The sequence below is a fragment of the Halomonas maura genome, from assembly GCF_030409305.1.
In the GTDB taxonomy this organism is placed as follows: Bacteria; Pseudomonadota; Gammaproteobacteria; order Pseudomonadales; family Halomonadaceae; genus Halomonas; species Halomonas maura.
Window position 1 is genome coordinate 156534 of record NZ_JAUFPQ010000023.1, and the last position, 16642, is coordinate 173175.

Sequence of the window (16642 nt, forward strand, 5' to 3'; positions counted from 1 at the left end):
CCGCCGCCGTCAGTCATCCCCCGCGCCGGCGGCCCGGCCGTCACGCCGCGCGGCGAAGAAGGCCTTGAGCTGGCGGGCCACCCGGCTGGCCAGCACCCCGCCGACCACCTCGACCCGATGGTTGTACCAGGGCTGGGCGAAGAGATTGGCCTTCGACTCGACCATGCCGCTGCGGGGCTCGGCGGCCCCGTAGACGACCCGGGCCAGGCGGGCGTGGATGATCGCCCCGGTGCACATCAGGCAGGGTTCCAGGGTCACGAACAGCGTGCAGCCGTCGAGGCGGTAGTTGCCGACACGGGCCCCGGCATCGCGCAGCGCGCGGACCTCGGCATGGGCGCTGGGGTCATGCCCGGACACCGGGGCATTGTACCCCGCACCCACGATGGCCCCGTCGGCGTCCACCACCACCGCCCCCACCGGCACCTCCCCGGCCTCCTCGGCCAGGCGTGCCTGCTCCAGGGCCCGGTGCATGTAGAACTCGTCGCTGCGCATCGCCTTGGACTCCCGTAGACTGACCGACATGAAACGTGTGTATGACGCCGCGGCCTCGCCCGGACGTCATGGCCCCTGGAGGATACCCGGAATGCCCGACGCCCTGAACGCCCTGGTGGACCTGCTCGGTCTCGAACCCCTGGAAGAGAACCTGTTCCGCGGTCGCAGCCAGGACCTCGGCCTGCCCCAGCTGTTCGGCGGCCAGGTGCTGGGCCAGGCGCTCTCCGCCGCGACCCACACCGTGGATGCCTCGCGGCGGGTACACTCCCTGCACGGCTACTTCCTGCGCCCCGGCGACGCCAGTCGACCGGTGGTCTACCAGGTCGATGCCGTGCGCGACGGCGCCAGCTTCACCACCCGCCGGGTCACCGCCATCCAGAAGGGCCGGCCGATCTTCTTCTGCAGCGCCTCCTTCCACGGCGAGGAGACGAGCCTCGCCCATCAGCCCCAGATGCCCGAGGTGACCGCCCCCGAGCGCGTGGCCCCGGATCCCGGCCGGGTGACCCGCTTCCCGGGCCACCCCATCGAGTTCCTGCCCCTGGACGAGGCGGCCGAGGCCGGTCAGCCGGCGCGCAAGCGGCTGTGGTTCCGGCTGGCCGGCGAGTTGCCCGACGACCCGGCACTGCACCGCTACCTGCTCGCCTACAGTTCCGACTTCAACCTGCTGACCACCGCCCTGGTGCCCCACGGCATCCGCTTCGGTGACCCCTCGCTGCAGATCGCCAGCCTCGATCACGCCCTGTGGTTCCACCACGACGTCAAGGTCAACGACTGGCTGCTCTACGACATGGACAGTCCCTGGGCCGGCGGTGCCCGCGCCTTCAGCCGGGGCAGCATCTACGACCGACACGGCCGGCTCGTCGCCTCCAGCGCCCAGGAGGGCCTGACCCGACTGCGCGACTGACGCCCTGCGTGTCGTGCCGGGGAATCCCGGCGTCGCCGCGGGAACGTTGCCCGCCAAGGGCCTACCTACCTTGAGAGTAGCGACGACCTCCAGGGCGCGGTCGTCGCCTCGCGGGCGTCTCCGGGCGTCCGCCCGTGCGGGTCAGAGTCGTGGGTGACTCGGCGACGGTCTCGACATGACCGCCCTCTCGCCTCCCACGATTCCGCCCTCAGGCATATGAACGGGCGAGGAGTGCCGAGCCATGTCCAAGCAAGCCAACGTGAACTTCCAGCAGTCCATCGATCAGGGCGACCGCCTGGTACCGGTCAACCTGCGCCAGAGCGGCGACCCCGGCATCCAGATGCTGATCTCCAATCGCGTGCGCAAGTCCCCCTACTGGCACCTCTCGGTCGAGGCCGGGTGCTGGAAGGCCACCGTCTACAACCGCATGTACCATCCGCGGGCCTATGTGCGGCCCGAGGACGGCGGAGCCATGGAGGAATATCGCGCCCTGGTCAATGACGTGACCCTGTGGAATGTCGCCGTCGAGCGGCCGATCCGCGTCAAGGGACCCGACGCCGAGGCCTTCTGCAACTACGTCTGCACCCGCGACGTGACCCGGGTGCCGACGATGATGGGCCGCTATGTGGTGCTCTGCGACGAGCAGGGCCATGTACTCAACGACCCGGTGATGCTGCGCGTCGCGGATGACGAGTTCTGGTTCACCATCAGCGACTCGGACCTGGCGTACTGGTTCAAGGGCATCAACCACGGCCTGCGCTACGACGTCACCATCGACGAGATCGATGTCTCGCCGTTGCAGGTCCAGGGCCCCAAGTCCGAGGACCTGATCGCCGACCTGGTCGGCGAGGGGGTGCGCGAGGTGCCCTACTACGGCCTGATGGCGGCCACCATCGAGGGGGCCGAGGTGCTCATCTCCCAGACCGGCTTCTCCGGCGAGAAGGGCTACGAGGTCTACGCCTACGACTCCACGCTGCATGCCGAGACCATCTGGAACGCCATCCTCGACAAGGGGGAGAAGTACGATCTCAAGGTGATCGCCCCGGCCCACCACCGCCGCATCGCCGCCGGCATCCTCTCCTACGGCCAGGACCTGGATCACGAGACCAATCCCTTCCAGTGCAACCTGGGGCACATGGTGCCCAAGGCCAAGGAAGCCGACTACATCGGCCGCGACGCCCTGGAGCGGACCCGCGAGCTGGTCAGCCAGGGCACGCCGCCGTTCACCCACCAGCTGGTCGGCCTCAAGCTCGGCGGCCGACCGATCGAGGACTATGCCCCGGATTTCTGGCTGGTCGGCCACGACGCCGATGGCGACGCCTGCGGCTGGATCACCTCGCCCTGGTACTGTCCGGAGCTCGGCACCAACATCGCCATGGCCTATGTGCCGGTGGCCGCGGCGGCGCTCGGTACCGCCCTGGTGGCCTGGTTGCCCGACGAGTTCCTCGACATTCCCGGGAAACCGGTCGATGCCGTGGTCTGCGAGATGCCCTTCCGCGCCTCGGTGAACCCCAGCTCCCGGGAGCGGGCCAAGGCCGCGGGCCGCGACCACGCCTTCTGAGCACCGCGCCCGGGGCCTGGCCCCGGGCGCGCTTGGCAGGCCGGCGTGGTGATCGTATGATGCACGGCACGCCGGTGTAGCTCAGTCGGTAGAGCAACGCACTCGTAATGCGTAGGTCGGGGGTTCGATTCCTCTCACCGGCACCAGACCATCTCAGCAAACCGCCATCCGGCTCACTCCGGGTGGCGGTTTTTTCCTTCGCCCTCATGGCGCGTCCCGCATGCCGCCCATGCCCCGGTTCGCCCGCGCCTGTCGCGCTCGACCGGCTCGGAGGCAGGAACAGGGCATTCGCGCCTGGTAACCCCGGTAGGCGCTCCCGGTCATCGGCTCCGGGTGCGATAGGCCTTCTGGCCGACGCGCTCGATCCGGGGCCGGCTGGCAGGGCATTCAGCGGCGGTACTCCTGGTCATGGCGATGGAAACCGTGCGTCGATGATGATGGAAAGACCACACCTTGATCTATAGACCAAGGCCCACCCCCTCCCGCCAGGCCTGGCCAGTCGGTCCCGGGACACTGGCATGGCCTGCTCGACGCCGCGGCCGCTCGCCGTGCGCGGCTCAGCGCACCTTGACCCGCATCAGTTCGTTCCAGCGGGTGGTGTAGCGCGGGGGGCGCCGCTCGCCGACGAAGCTCTCGTCGATGGGGTACACCTCCACGTCCGGGGAGAACTCGCCGAGCACCGGGTTGACCCGCCGGCTCATGTCGCCATAGAGGGCATAGTGGCTGGAGAGCAGCGTCGCCTGGCGACGCACCGCCGGCGGCAGCAGGTGCATCGGCGCGCCCGTGGCCACGCCCAGCAGGTCGCCGTCGTGGATGCCTCGCCGAGCATCGAGTCGCCCTCGGCACGCACGAAGCAGGTGGCCGCCGGGCGGCGTACCACATGGGCGTGCAGGTCGATCTCCACGTCCAGGTGATCGTCCGCGGGGCTGGGAAGGCCGACCCGCACCCGGCAGCCCAGCAATGGCCGGGCCTCGCCCCCCGGCAGGGGGGCGGCCCGGCGCGCCAGCCCCGAAAGAGGCGACAGCGGCGGCGACATGGCATCCCCCACAGATGCTGTATTTAATTACAGCATTCATCAGGCCTCGCCGCCTGACAAGCCTCTGCTTCCTCACCGCCTGGGGGGGATGCCCGGGGCCGTGCTAACGTGACAAGCGACCCCGCCCCCGAGGACGCGCCGATGCCACGCCAGACCCACCCGCTGCTCAGCAGCCGTCCCTTCACCGAGTTCGGCAAGATCGTCTCCGCCCGCGAGGCGGTCAACCTGATCCGCGACGGCGATGCCGTGGCCACCGGTGGCTTCGTCGGCATCGGCTTCGCCGAACAGCTCGCCGTGGCCCTGGAGCAGCGCTTCCTGGAGACCGGGCAGCCCCGGGACCTCACCCTGATGTATGCCGCCGGCCAGGGCGACGGCGGCGAGCGGGGGCTCAACCACCTGGGCCACGAGGGGCTGGTGGCCCGGGTGATCGGCGGCCACTGGGGACTGGTGCCACGCCTGCAGGCCCTCGCCATCGAGGGGCGCATCCAGGCCTGGAACCTGCCCCAGGGCGTGATCTCGCACCTGTTCCGCGACACCGCCGCCGGCAAGCCCGGCACCCTCAGCCGGGTCGGTCTCGGTACCTTCGTCGACCCGCGGCAGGACGGCGGTCGGCTCAACGAGGCGACCACCGAGGCGCGGGTGGAACTGGTGACCCTGGGCGGCGAGGAACTGCTGTTCTACAGGGCCGAGCCCCTGCAGGTAGCGCTGCTGCGCGGCACCACCGCCGATACCCTGGGCAATGTCACCATGGAGCGCGAGGCCCTGACCCTCGAGGCCCTGGCCATCGCTACGGCGGTCCACAACGCCGGCGGCGTGGTCATCGTCCAGGTGGAGCGGCTCGCCGAGCGCGGCACCCTGGCCCCCAAGGAGGTGAAGATTCCCGGCGTGCTGGTCGACTGCGTGGTGGTCTGCGAGGATCCGGCCCAGCACTGGCAGACCTTCCAGACCCCCTACAACCCCGCCTATTCCGGGGAGATCCGGGTGCCGATGCGGACGCCGGCCCCCCTGCCGCTGTCGGTGCGCAAGATCATCGCCCGCCGGGCGGCCTTCGAGCTGCAGCCCAACAGCGTGGTCAACCTGGGCATCGGCATGCCCGAGGGTGTCGGCGCGGTGGCCAGCGAAGAGCAGCTGCTCGACTACCTGACCCTCACCGCCGAACCCGGCGTGATCGGCGGCCTGCCGGCCGGCGGGCTGGACTTCGGGGCGGCCACCAATACCCAGGCGATCATCGACCAGCCCGCCCAGTTCGACTTCTACGACGGCGGCGGGCTCGACATCGCCTTCCTCGGCATGGCCCAGGCCGACGGGGCCGGCAACGTCAATGTCTCGAAGTTCGGGCCGCGGCTGGCCGGGGCCGGTGGCTTCATCAACATCAGCCAGAACGCCCGCAAGGTGGTGTTCATGGGCACCTTCGTGGCCACCAAGGAGGCGCTGGAGGTCATCGACGGAGCCCTCCGGCTGCCCGAGGGCGGCCAGCCCAAGTTCGTCGACGCGGTGGAGCATCGCACCTTCAGCGGGGCCCTGGCCGCCGCGGACGGCAAGCCGGTGCGCTATATCACCGAGCGCTGCGTGTTCGAGCTCACCGCCGACGGCCTCGCCCTCAGCGAGATCGCCCCGGGGGTGGAGCTGGAGCGCGACATCCTCGCCCACATGGGCTTCACGCCCCGCATGGACGCGCCGCCCCGCCTGATGGATGCGCGCATCTTCCACGACGAGCCCATGGGGCTGGCCGACGACCTGCTGAGCGTGCCGCTGTCGCAACGCTTCAGCCTTGATCCCGACGAGGGGCTCTTCTTCATCAACTTCGAGAACCTGCGCATCGCCACCCCGGCGGACATCGAGGCCATCCGGCGCGAGGTGGAGCGCCGCCTCGCGCCCCTCGGGCATCGCGTGCACGCCATCGTCAACTACGACCGCTGCCGCATCGACGACACCATGCTGGGGCCCTATACCGAGATGGTCCGCGGGCTGGAGGAGCGCTTCTACTCGCGGGTGACCCGCTACACCACCAGCGGTTTCATGCGCAAGAAGCTCGGCCACGCCCTGGAGGAGCGCGCCGTCTCCCCGCATATCTACGAGAGTGCCGAGGAGGCGCGGCGACACCTGCGGGACTGACGCCGCGCCCCGCTCCCGCGCCGGGGCGGGAGCGGCGTTCCCTCACATCGCCACCTCGGCCGGCTTCACGAGCCGCTCGAAGGCCGTGAAGGGCAACTGCATGACCTCCCGGTGGCTGCCGGCGTTGAAGGCGATCATGTCGGCCTCGGCCAGGTGCGGCGAGACGAACACCTCCAGCTCGAACAGGTTGCCGAACGGCGGCATAGCGCCGGGCTCGCCGTCGGGGAAGCAGCGCCGGAAGTCGGCCTCCTCCGCCAGCTCGACGGCCTGGGCGCCGACGGACTGGGCCAGCCGCCGCAGGTCGACCCGGTCGGTGGCCGGCAGGACCGCCAGGGCGAAGCGGCCATCGATGGTGACCAGCACGCTCTTGGCGAAGTGCCGGCCGGGCACATGGACCGCCTCGGCGATCTCCTGGGCGGTATAGGCGGGGGAATGCTGCAGGATCACATACTTGACGCCGTTGTCATCGAGAAAGCGCGTCACTCGCTCCATGGACATGGGAACCACCCTCTGAAGTGTGTCGTGGAAGGGGCCTGCCGCTTCCCTAAGGATAGTCGCCGCAGGCCGATGGCGGAGGCGTCGCGTCATCTCCGCGGGCGCGGCCCACTCGCTCCTCAGGCCTCCTGGCGTGCCTCCCGATGGGCCTGGACCAGGGCCTGCTGTACCGCCTCCGGGGCCGGCTCGTAGTGGCTGAAGCGCAGCGTGTAACGGCCGCTGCCGCCGGTCAGGGCATTGAGACGCTTGGGATAGTCGGCGACTTCCGCCAGCGGGACCAGCGCCTGGATGCTGACCTGGTCGCCCAGGGTCCGGGTGTCCTGGATCCGGCCACGGCTCGCGGCGAGATCCGCGGTCAGATCGCCCATCGCCGTCCCCGGGCCCTCGACCTCCAGCTCGACCAGCGGCTCCAGCACCTGCGGGCCGGCCTTGTGCACCGCGTCCAGGAAGGCCTTGCGGCCGGCGACGACGAAGGCGATCTCCTTGGAGTCCACCGGATGGGTCTTGCCGTCCAGCACCACGACCCGGAGGTCCTGCAGCGGATAGCCGGCGAGGGCGCCCTCCTCCATGGCCTGGCGCACGCCCTTCTCCACCGCCGGCAACAGCGACGAGGGGATGGCCCCGCCACGGATGGAGTCCGCGAACTCAAACCCGGCCCCTCGGGGCAGCGGCTCGACGCTCAGGAACACCTCGCCGAACTGGCCGGCACCGCCGCTCTGCTTCTTGTGCCGGCAATGTCCTTCGGCCGGGCTACGGATGGTCTCGCGGTAGGCGATGGAGGGCGGGCGGGTATCCACCTCGACCCGGTAGCGCTCGCCCAGGCGTTCCAGGGCCATGCGCAGGTGCAGCTCACCCTGGCCACGCAGCACGGTCTCCCGCGTGGCGGCGTCCTGCTCCACCCGCAGGCCGGGATCCTCCTCGACCAGGCGGCTCAGGGCCTCGGTGAGCTTCTGCTCGTCGCCGTGGCGTCGCGCGCGGATCGCCAGGCCGAACACCGGGGCCGGCACGGCCACCGGGCGCAGGCGGATGTGGTCCTCGTCGTGGGAGTCGTGCAGCACGGTGTCGAGACTCGCCTCCTCGACCTTGGCCAGGGCGCCGATCTCGCCGGGCCCGAGGCGCTCCACCTCGCGGTGTTCCCGGCCCTGGAGGCGAAACAGCGGGCCGACCCGGAAGGGCTTGCGGGCCTCCCCGGCCAGCAGCCGGGTATCCCGGGAGACGCTGCCCTGGTGCATGCGGAACACCGCCAGCTTGCCGAGGAAGGGATCGTGCTCGACCTTGACCACGTGGGCCAGCACGTGGGCGGCGGGGTCAGGACGGGCCTGGTAGGGGTGGGTGCCCGCCTCGTCCTGGCGCAGGAAGGGCGGCGGATTGCCCTCCAGGGGGTTGGGCATCAGCCGGGCGAAGATCTCCAGCAGCTCGGGGATCCCGGCTCCGGTGGCCGCCGAGGTGAAACACACCGGCACCAGGTGGGCGTCGCGCAGTGCCGCCTCGAAGGGGGCATGGAGCTGCTCGGGGCTGAGTGCCTCGCCCTGCTCCAGGTAGAGCGCCATCAGTGCCTCGTCGACCTCCACCACCTGGTCGACCAGCTGCTCGTGGGCGGCCTCGACCGACGAGAAGTCCGCCGTCCCCTGGGGGGCAAAGAAGCAGTCCACGACCCGCCGGGCCCCATCCGCCGGCAGGTCGAGGGGCAGGCACTCGTTGCCGAAAATGTCGCGGAGGTCGTCGAGCAGCGCCTCGAGCCGGGCCGCGGCGACATCGATGCGGTTGATGATGATCAGCCGACACAGGCCGCGCTCTCCGGCCCACTGCATCATCCGCCGCGCCGTGGCATCCACGCCGCTCTCGGCATCGATCACCACCGCCAGCGTTTCCACGGCGGGCAGGATGGACAGGGTGGCACCCTGGAAGTCCACGAAGCCGGGAGTGTCGATGAGGTTGATCCAGGCGTCCCCCCAGGCCAGCCCCATCACCGAGGCGGCGATGGAATGCTGCAGCGCCTTTTCCTGGGGCCCGGCGTCGCTGACCGTCGAGCCCTTGGCCACGCTGCCGGCGGCATCGATGGCCCCGGCCGCCGCCAGCAGGGCCTCGGCGAGGGTCGTCTTGCCCCCACCCGCCGGGCCGGTCAAGGCAATGTTGCGAATTCCCTCGGCAGAGTGCTCGCCCATGATCCCTGTCCCCTATGGCCCCATCGCTCACCGTTACCTCTCCAAGTTAGCAGTCGACCGCCCGGAGCACGTCGTGTGGCGTCGGCGAGGCGGCGCCCCTCAGCGCGGTGCCAACCAGCGCCCGGCGATGGCGAAGGCCGCCGCATAGCACAGGGCGCCGGCGGCCAGGGTCGTCGACTGGCCGAACTGCACCGAGACCAGCGTGGCCAGCGAGGCCCCGAGTACCGAGGCGAAGCCGTTGATGCCCCAGGCCCAGGGGATCCAGCGACGCTGGTCGGCGAGCTGGCGCAGCGCCCAGGGAAAGGGGCGCCCCATGGCCCAGGCCAGCGGCAGCAGCAGTGCGATCAGGGCCAGCAGCCGCAGCGGCAGCGCGGGGGCGCTCAGCGCGATGACGGCGGTTAACGGCACCAGGGCCAGGGCCAGGCCCCCGGCGACGGCGAGATAGACCGCCCGCCGGTTGGCCCGGGTCGCCCGTTCGGGGGCCATGGCACTGCCCAGGCCCGAGCCGACCAGGAAGGTGGCGAAGACCAGCGCGGCGGCGAGCACCGGCTCGCCCAGGTAGAGGATCAGGCGCTGGAAGATCACCAGTTCCACCAGGATGTAGCCCAGGCCCAGCGCGGCGAAGTAGCCGGCGATCGACAGCCGGGTGAAGGGCGGACGGATCGGCGGCAGCCGGCCCAGCGGGACCAGGATCAGCAGGAAGGCCAGCAGGCTCGCCACCAGGGTGGCGACCAGCGACAGGATCAGGGTCCAGTCGAGGTAGCTCCAGCCCCGCCCGCCCAGTTCCTGGACCAGGCCCGGCGCCTGGGACCAGGCCAGCGACCGCCAGGGATAGGGCCGGTCGAGGTCGGCCGGCGCGGTGTGAAAGCGCCGGGCCTCGGCCGGCGGCGGGCGGCCGGCGAAGACGGCCCGGGCGATGTCATGGAAGAGCGGCGTGTCCAGGCGGTGGAAGCGGTTGGCCGCCTCCCGAGCCTGCCCGGGCAGCCAGGCGATATCGAAGCGCCAGCGCTCGGCGAAGGCGCTCACCGCCGCCAGGTCGGCCTCCCCCAGCGGGCGCGGCGAGGCAAGCACCAGCAGCGCCTGCAGGCCGCGCAGCACGGCCACCCGCTCGCCCGGGGCGGCGGCTCCCTGCCGGGCCAGCGCCTCCGCCAGGCTGGCCATCAGGCGCGGATAGTGCCGCGGCGGGTAGTCCAGGGGCAGCGGGAGGGCCAGCAGGCCGTCGTCCGACAGGGCCGCGAGGGCCAGCGACAGGCCCTCGACCGTCAGCGCATAGTCCTCGCTGGCGGCGTCGCCGCCCGCCCAGGCGCGGTCGAGGGCGATCACGGCGTAGGCGCGTGGTTCGGCGGTAGCCAGGAAGCGCCAGGTACCCTCCTCCACCAGCGTCACGCCGGCCGCGGGGGCGCCGCGGGCTCGGGCGAGGTCGAGCAGCCGGCCATCCGACTCCCCCCAGGTCACCGACCGTCCCTGCGCGGCCAGCGGGGTCTGCCAGGCGCTGCTGCCCAGTACCAGCACCGGGCCCTCGGGACGCAGGCGCAGCGGCAGGCCCGCCAGCGAGGCCGCCAGGTGCTCGGCGGGCGCCGGCCAGGCGCGCGGCAGCGGCACCACCCGGTCGCTGCCGATCACCGCGACGTCCTGTGCCGGCACGCCCCGAGGCCAGCGCAGGCTGAGTCCCGGGGCGAAGCGCAGGCTCTCGGCGCGCAGCACCGTCAGCCGGCCGGCCAGCCCCGGCTCGACCGCCAGGGTCTCGACGCCGGGCAGCTCGCGCAGCCGCGACAGGGCCTTGAAGTCGGACATCGCCGGCGCGGGCGGCTGGAGCGCGGCGGCCAGCGACACCCCCAGCCCCAGCAGGCCGGCCAGCGCCCCGGCCCGCCGGCGACGCCGGACGGCCCAGAGGCCGGTCAGGGCGAACAACAGGGCGGCGACCACCGCCAGCCCCACCTCCACCGGCGCCACCGCCAGCAGGCCCGCGGCCCCCAGGCTGCCCAGGCCGCCGCCGAGCAGGTCGGCCGCGTAGAGCCGCCGAGTGTGCCGGGGCCAGCGCAGGAAGACCTGGCCGATGGCCAGGCCGGCCCCGAAGAAGGGCAGGAAGGCGATGAAGTCGACCAGCAGCAGCCGGGCCAGCTCGGCGGGGTGCCAGCCGGCCACCAGGGGCCGCAGGGCGATCCGGGACTGCAGGCCGAGCAGCAACAGGTAGCCGAAGCCGGTGACCAGCAGGCCGGCGAGGAACCAGCCGTCCCCGCGGCTGGCGCGATGGCGCCCGGCCAGCGCCAGGGTGGTGCCGGCCGCCCCCAGGCCCAGCAGGGCCAGCGAGACCGCCAGGCCGGCGAAGTGATGCCAATGACTGAAGGCGAAGAGCCGCAGCAGCAGCACCTCCAGCGCCAGCAGGGCGGCCGACACCCCCGCCAGGGCCACCAGGTCGAGTCGAGTCGGCGCCCCCGTCATCGCCACTCAATGACCGCCGGTGAGCGGCACGAAACGCACCGAGGCCAGGTTGCGGGTACTGACCTCGCCGTCGGCGTCCTTCTCCAGCAGCAGCAGGTTCTGGACCCAGAGCATCTGGCCCACGGGGATCACCAGGCGACCGCCGGGGCGCAACTGGGCGACCAGCGGCGGCGGCACATGCCGCGCGGCGGCGGTGACGATGATGGCATCGAAGGGCGCCCGGGCCGGATCGCCGTAGTAGCCATCGCCCTGAAGCACGGTGATGTTGGTGTAGCCCAGCGCCGCCAGGCGCTCGGCGGCCTCGGTGGCCAGCGCGGGGATGATCTCGAGGGTCACGACCTCGCGGACGATCTCGGCGAGGATGGCCGCCTGGTAACCGGAGCCGGTGCCCACCTCCAGCACGCGATCGTCGGGCTCCAGCCCCAACCGCGCGGTCATGAACGCCACGATATAGGGCTGGGAGATGGTCTGGCCGTGGCCGATGGGCTGGGGCTCGTCGCGATAGGCCCGTCGCGGCGGCACCTCCGGCGCGAAGCGATGGCGCGGCACCCGGCGCATGGCGGCGAGCACCGCGGGATCGTCCAGCCGCCGGCCGGCGATGTGATCCTGCACCATCGCCTCGCGCGGCTCGACGAAGGGATCGGGGGCGAAGACAGGCCGCCGCACGGATGCCTCCGCCGGCGTGGCCTCGAGCAGGACCTCGGCCTCGACCTCCTGGCCGACGACCGGCGGGGTTGCCAGGCAAAGGGACAGCGCCACGAGCCGGACGGCGCCGCCGAGGGATCTGGGCATCATCAGCGTTCCCCTCGCCACCGCGCAGCGCCATGCCGGGAGATGGCGGTCTTCGCAGTCGTGCTCCCAGCATAGTCCAGACGGGACGGCGAACGCCCGGCGGGTCGCCGGTGATATCGCCTGGAGGGGCATGCCCCCGAGACGGAGGGGAGGCCGTGGCCTGCCCTCTCGCTTCGCCCATGGCGAATGGGCGTCAGGCGGCGTGACCGCCGTGGTGCTTCATGTCGGCGCGGCCCCGGATGGCTTCGCCGCCCACCAGCATGCCCATGATCGGGCTGTTCCAGCGCGCCAGCGGGGCATCGGCGAAGCCCCGCGAGCCGAGCCGGGCGGCCGCACGGATGACCCGGCGGCTTTCCCGTCCGGCGTCGAGCGCGCAGAATATAAGCAGATGTTTCTACATCGATCACGCCTGACCGAGAGGAGCCCCCCCCGCCATGGACGAGGTCACCCAGCAGTTCATCGTCGGCAACGAGATGGCCATCCGGCTGGCCGTGGCCCTGTTGCTGGGGGCGCTGATCGGCATCGAGCGCGGCTGGGTCGCCCGGACGCGGGAGGCCGGCGAACGCATCGCCGGGGTGCGCACCCATGCCCTGGTGGGTCTGCTCGGCGGCATCGCCGCCCTGCTCTCGACGACCGTCACCGAATGGGCCTTTCCGCTGATCTTCCTCGCCGTGGCCGGCTCCGCCCTGGTGGCCTACCGGGCCCGCATGCCGCTGAGCCAGGACTACAGCATCACCGGCCTGGTGGGGGTGCTGCTGACCTTCTGTTTCGGCGCCATCGCGGTGGCCGTGGACCTGGCGCTGGCCACCACCTGCGCCGTGATCACCGCGGTCATCCTCGACAACAAGCGCGAGATCCACGGCCTGCTGAATCAGCTGCAGGCTCATGAGATGGACGCCGGCCTCAAGCTGCTGCTGATCTCGGTGGTCATGCTGCCGCTGTTGCCCGACCGCGCCATGGGGCCCGGAGCGGCCCTCAACCCGTACGAGATCTGGTGGATGGTCGTGATGGTCGCGGCCATCTCCTTCGTCGGCTACTTCGCCATCCGTCTCGGAGGACCGGAAAGGGGCGTTCTCTTCACCAGCCTGTTCGCCGGCCTGAGTTCCTCCACCGCCCTGACGCTGCACTTCGCCCGGTTGTCGCGGCAACACCAGGAGTTCTCGCCATTGCTGGCGGCCGGCATCCTGATCGCCTGCGGCACCATGTTCCCGCGCATCCTGCTCTACTGCCTGGTGATCAACCCGGCGCTGCTCGCGCCGCTGGCGCTGCCGGTGACGGCGATGGCCATGCTGCTCTATGTGGCCGCGCTGGTCATCTGGCGTTCGCACCGCCGGGCGGCCAAGGTCGACCGGCCGGAACTGAACCAGAACCCCCTGGAACTGCGCATGGCCCTGCTGTTCGGTGTGCTGCTGGCGGTGATCATGCTGCTCGGCCATTGGCTCCAGGACTGGCTGGGCGATGCCGGCGTCTACCTCTTGGCCGCCACCTCCGGCATGGCCGATGTCGGTGCCGTCACCCTGTCGCTGGCTCGGCTGTCCCACGGCACCATCGCGCCGGACACGGTGGTGCTCGGCATCGTCATCGCCGCGGCGGTCAACAACGCCATCAAGGCCGGCATGGCGGCGACCGTCGGCGACCGAGGACTGGGGCGACGGGTCGCCGTGCCCATGGCCGGCTCGCTGCTGGTCGGGCTGGTCCTGGCCTGGGGGCTGTGAGGCCACGCCGGGAGGCCAGGCGGCGATGCCGCCCGAGGGAAAGGACGAGGCAGGGGCGCGGAAAGCGCCGCGGCAAAGACGGCACGACCCTGTCAGGCCTCGCGTGCCAGCAGGCGCGCCACCAGCGCCGCCAGGCCGTCCTCGCACTCCGCCCCCGGCGCCCGTGCCTCGTCGCCGGGCCGGTACTTGCCGGAGCGCACCAGGCAGGCCCCCAGGCCGACCTCCCGGGCGGCGGCGACATCGCAGTCGACATCGTCGCCGACCATCATGGCCTGCTCCGGCGTCACCCCCGCGTCGTCCAGCACGGCACGGAAGAACCCCGCGGCGGGCTTGCCGAGCACCGTGGCCCGGGTGTCGGCCGCATACTCCAGGGCACGCACGAAGGGCCCCACATCCAGGTGCAGGCTGCCCTGCTGGCGGAAGTAGCGATTGGTGCCCACGGTCAGCAACGGCGCCCCGCGCTGCAGGCACTGGAAGGCCTCGTCGAGATGCCGATAGTCCAGGCGTGACTCGGCATCGCCGAGCACCACCGCATCCGGGTCATCGCCGGCGAGGTCCGCGAACTCCGGCTCGAGTCCCTCGTGGATCAGCAGGTAGGGACGCAGCCCATGCCGTACCAGGTAGTGGCGAACCGCGGCCGGGGCGGTGAAGACCTGCTCGCGGTCCACCTCGAAGCCCATCCCGCGCAGGTCGGCATGCACCCTATCCCCGGTCTTGCGCGAGGTGTTGGTGACGAACCGCAGCACCAGACCCGCCGCCTGCAGGCGGCCCACCGCCGCCACGGCGCCGGGCAGTGGCGCGCCATCCTCATGGAGCACGCCGCTGATATCGAGCAACACCGCCTTGAGCATGCCTCACCTCCTCGGTCAGGGGCATTCGTTCGGGGCCGTGGCGGCCGTCGCCTCGGCCGCGATCCGCTGGCGGCCGCGCTGCTTGCCGCGCTACAGGGACGCATCGGCCCGCTGGATGGCCTCCTCGCCGGAGGCATCGCCGGCGAACGGCACCGCCACCCCGCCGGTGATCGCGACCCGGACGTTCTCGTGCCGGGGCGTGGCGAACGACAGGGTTGCCAGTTCCCGACGGCTGGCCTCGGCCAGGCACAGCCCGCCCTCCCGCGAGGTCCCGGATAGCAGGATAGCGAATTCCTTCCCGCCCAGCCGGCAGGGCACGTCCATGCGCCGCGGTCGCTCGCTGAGTAGCCGGCCCCTCCCCCGGCGCCCCGACAGGCCCGGCGCAGGTCCGGGTGGGTCAATGCCCGCCGGCGATGCCCAAGGGCTGGTTCGACCGGGTCTGCATCTACGGCGGTCTCTATTCCGGGAGCAGGCGCTATGACCGGGGCGCCTGCGCGGCAAGCGGGCGCTGTGTGCGGTGACCACCGGCTCGCCGGCCCCCGCCTCCTCGCGCCATGGCCGGGGCGGCGACATGGCCACGCTGATGTGGCCGTTGCACTGCTCGCTCTACTAGCTGGGAATGGATGTCCTGGCGCCCCAGGTCATCCATGGCGTCCGGGGCGGCGGGCTCCGCTATCGGGACGAGACCGCGTTCCGGGACCACCTGGCGCGTGAGAAGCAGGCCTGGGCACGGCGACTGGGAGGGCTGGGAACGGAAGCCACGATTCCCTTCAGCGGCTGGGACGACTGGGACGAGGACGGCGTGCTGTGCGCCGACCAGCCGCTGGCCTGGCGACCCCAGGGGGCGAATGGCGGGAAAGACCGCCTGTGCCCGCCCCTCAGCGCCGTGGCGTGCTGCCCGACTGGCCGGTGGCAGGCGTCGCCACGGTCTCCGCCGTGGTATGCACCCAGCGCGCGTGCTCGCGGGACACTCGCTCCTCGACCCGTTCCGCCAGCAGCCGCAGGGCCTCGCCACGCGCCAGCTCCCGGTAGGGCCCCGCCCCGGCGAGCAGCAGGAACTTCTCGTGCTTCAGGCTCTCGGCGGTGGCGCGGTACTGGATCCACAGCGGCCCGAACTGGTTGATCTGCTCGACGGCCTCGAGCACCGCGATCAGCGCCCCCAGCGCGGCGGTCAGCCAGCGGGCCCAGGACAGATCCGCCAACGAGATCACCGGAATGGCGGCGGCGAAGGTCACCTGCACCAGGCGCAGCCCCTTGTGCCAGCGCCGGCAGCCCCGGCTGCGACGCCCGTACCAGGCCAACTGGTCCTCCAGCCGTCGCCACTCGTGGCAGTGCGCCAGCCCATCGTCCGGAAGGTCTCCGTCGACGGCCGGCGTCTCGTGACGGTCCGCGTCGTTCACGGCAGCCTCCCAAGCGTGTCGCCCATCCTCAAGATAGCAGCCGGCCGTCATCGGCATGGAGGGGCGCGCGCAGGGGTGCAATACTGATGACCAGGGACTCGATGACTGCCCCAGTGCACAGGACGGGCGACCGGTCCACCCGCGCTTCCGAGCCCCGCTATCCGATCTCGCGGACCGGCCCCGTCGACAGGGGGAACCGGCATGACGATTCGCTTGGTACGTGCGCTCTCGGTGGCGCTGCTGAGCCTGTTGCTGCTCGGCGGCTGCGAGTCGCTCGACACCCGTGAGGGGGTGGCCACCGGGATCGGCGGCCTCATCGGCGGCGTGCTCGGGCATCAGGTCGGCGGCGGCTCCGGCCGAACCATCGCCACGGTGATCGGCGCGGGCCTCGGCGCCTGGATCGGCAGGGAGATCGGGGCCCGGCTGACCCGCGAGGACCGGGAGGCCATGGACGCCACCCTCGACGGCACCGACGACGGGGAAACGGAGCGCTGGCGCAACCCCGAGACCGGCCATTCCTACACCATGACACCCCGGCGCACCTACCAGGATGCCGACCGGCAGTGCCGCGACTTCGATCTCGAGGTGGTCGTCGACGGCGAACGGCGCGCCACCAACGGCACGGCCTGCCGCCGACCGGACGGCGAGTCCTGGAACACGGTGGAGGCCTAGGC

At 71.6% G+C, this 16642-nt stretch carries 15 protein-coding genes and 1 tRNA gene; 6 read left to right on the top strand and 10 right to left on the bottom strand.

The window, feature by feature from the left end:
- Window positions 1-9 precede the first annotated feature (9 nt).
- Entirely contained in the window at window positions 10-492 is a 483-nt protein-coding gene (tadA, locus tag QWY76_RS15520) for a tRNA adenosine(34) deaminase TadA (RefSeq protein WP_290312202.1), read from the bottom strand.
- A gap of 91 nt (window positions 493-583) precedes the next feature.
- On the opposite strand from tadA, the gene QWY76_RS15525 reads away from it, so the two are divergent.
- The 3 genes from QWY76_RS15525 (at window position 584) to QWY76_RS15535 (ending at window position 3103) form a co-directional block, all read left to right on the top strand.
- Window positions 584-1396: an acyl-CoA thioesterase gene (locus QWY76_RS15525; protein WP_290312204.1), complete on the top strand. Its 813-nt coding sequence runs from the start codon at window positions 584-586 to the stop codon at window positions 1394-1396.
- A gap of 241 nt (window positions 1397-1637) precedes the next feature.
- Window positions 1638-2957 carry a glycine cleavage T C-terminal barrel domain-containing protein gene (locus tag QWY76_RS15530; RefSeq protein WP_290312206.1) on the top strand — a complete coding sequence of 440 codons (1320 nt, stop codon included), beginning with the start codon at window positions 1638-1640 and terminating at the stop codon, window positions 2955-2957.
- Between the two features lie 70 nt (window positions 2958-3027).
- Window positions 3028-3103 (top strand) — tRNA-Thr (locus QWY76_RS15535).
- Between the two features lie 411 nt (window positions 3104-3514).
- Here the strand turns inward: QWY76_RS15535 and QWY76_RS15540 are convergent.
- Window positions 3515-3730: a Y-family DNA polymerase gene (locus QWY76_RS15540; protein ID WP_290312207.1), complete on the bottom strand. Its 216-nt coding sequence runs from the start codon at window positions 3728-3730 to the stop codon at window positions 3515-3517.
- Window positions 3655-3993 (bottom strand): S24 family peptidase, encoded by a 339-nt coding sequence (locus QWY76_RS20175; protein WP_435388992.1) that lies wholly within the window; start codon window positions 3991-3993, stop codon window positions 3655-3657. The genes QWY76_RS15540 and QWY76_RS20175 overlap by 76 nt, the downstream gene beginning before the upstream one ends.
- A 141-nt stretch (window positions 3994-4134) precedes the next feature.
- Between QWY76_RS20175 and QWY76_RS15545 the strand changes: the two genes are divergently transcribed.
- Window positions 4135-6108 carry an acyl CoA:acetate/3-ketoacid CoA transferase gene (locus QWY76_RS15545; protein ID WP_290312208.1) on the top strand — a complete coding sequence of 658 codons (1974 nt, stop codon included), beginning with the start codon at window positions 4135-4137 and terminating at the stop codon, window positions 6106-6108.
- A gap of 42 nt (window positions 6109-6150) precedes the next feature.
- Here QWY76_RS15545 and QWY76_RS15550 read toward each other — a convergent pair whose 3' ends face one another.
- The 4 genes from QWY76_RS15550 to QWY76_RS15565 all read right to left on the bottom strand — a co-directional run bounded on the left by QWY76_RS15550 (window position 6151) and on the right by QWY76_RS15565 (window position 12005).
- Window positions 6151-6606, bottom strand: a complete 456-nt coding sequence (locus QWY76_RS15550; RefSeq protein WP_290312209.1) for an aminoacyl-tRNA deacylase — start codon at window positions 6604-6606, stop codon at window positions 6151-6153.
- A 116-nt stretch (window positions 6607-6722) separates the two neighbouring features.
- Window positions 6723-8768, bottom strand: coding sequence for an elongation factor G (fusA, locus tag QWY76_RS15555; protein ID WP_290312210.1), 2046 nt, complete (start codon window positions 8766-8768; stop codon window positions 6723-6725).
- Between the two features lie 99 nt (window positions 8769-8867).
- A complete protein-coding gene (locus tag QWY76_RS15560) occupies window positions 8868-11210 on the bottom strand; it encodes a hypothetical protein (RefSeq protein ID WP_290312211.1) in 2343 nt (780 codons plus the stop codon).
- A gap of 6 nt (window positions 11211-11216) precedes the next feature.
- A complete protein-coding gene (locus tag QWY76_RS15565) occupies window positions 11217-12005 on the bottom strand; it encodes a protein-L-isoaspartate(D-aspartate) O-methyltransferase (protein ID WP_290312213.1) in 789 nt (262 codons plus the stop codon).
- 431 nt (window positions 12006-12436) lie between these two features.
- Here QWY76_RS15565 and QWY76_RS15570 point away from each other — a divergent pair, with 431 nt between their 5' ends.
- Window positions 12437-13717 (top strand): MgtC/SapB family protein, encoded by a 1281-nt coding sequence (locus QWY76_RS15570; RefSeq protein ID WP_290312214.1) that lies wholly within the window; start codon window positions 12437-12439, stop codon window positions 13715-13717.
- Between the two features lie 92 nt (window positions 13718-13809).
- On the opposite strand, the gene QWY76_RS15575 is transcribed toward QWY76_RS15570, so the two are convergent.
- The 3 genes from QWY76_RS15575 to QWY76_RS15590 form a co-directional block, all read right to left on the bottom strand.
- Entirely contained in the window at window positions 13810-14568 is a 759-nt protein-coding gene (locus QWY76_RS15575) for a TIGR01458 family HAD-type hydrolase (protein WP_290312215.1), read from the bottom strand.
- 90 nt (window positions 14569-14658) lie between these two features.
- On the bottom strand, window positions 14659-15141 hold the full coding sequence (locus QWY76_RS15580) for a diguanylate cyclase (RefSeq protein ID WP_353960413.1): 483 nt from the start codon (window positions 15139-15141) through the stop codon (window positions 14659-14661).
- A gap of 305 nt (window positions 15142-15446) precedes the next feature.
- Window positions 15447-15968, bottom strand: coding sequence for a DUF4231 domain-containing protein (locus tag QWY76_RS15590; protein WP_290312218.1), 522 nt, complete (start codon window positions 15966-15968; stop codon window positions 15447-15449).
- 201 nt (window positions 15969-16169) lie between these two features.
- Here QWY76_RS15590 and QWY76_RS15595 point away from each other — a divergent pair, with 201 nt between their 5' ends.
- Complete coding sequence (locus QWY76_RS15595) at window positions 16170-16640, top strand: RT0821/Lpp0805 family surface protein (protein WP_290312219.1); 471 nt, start codon at window positions 16170-16172, stop codon at window positions 16638-16640.
- Window positions 16641-16642: the final 2 nt, after the last annotated feature.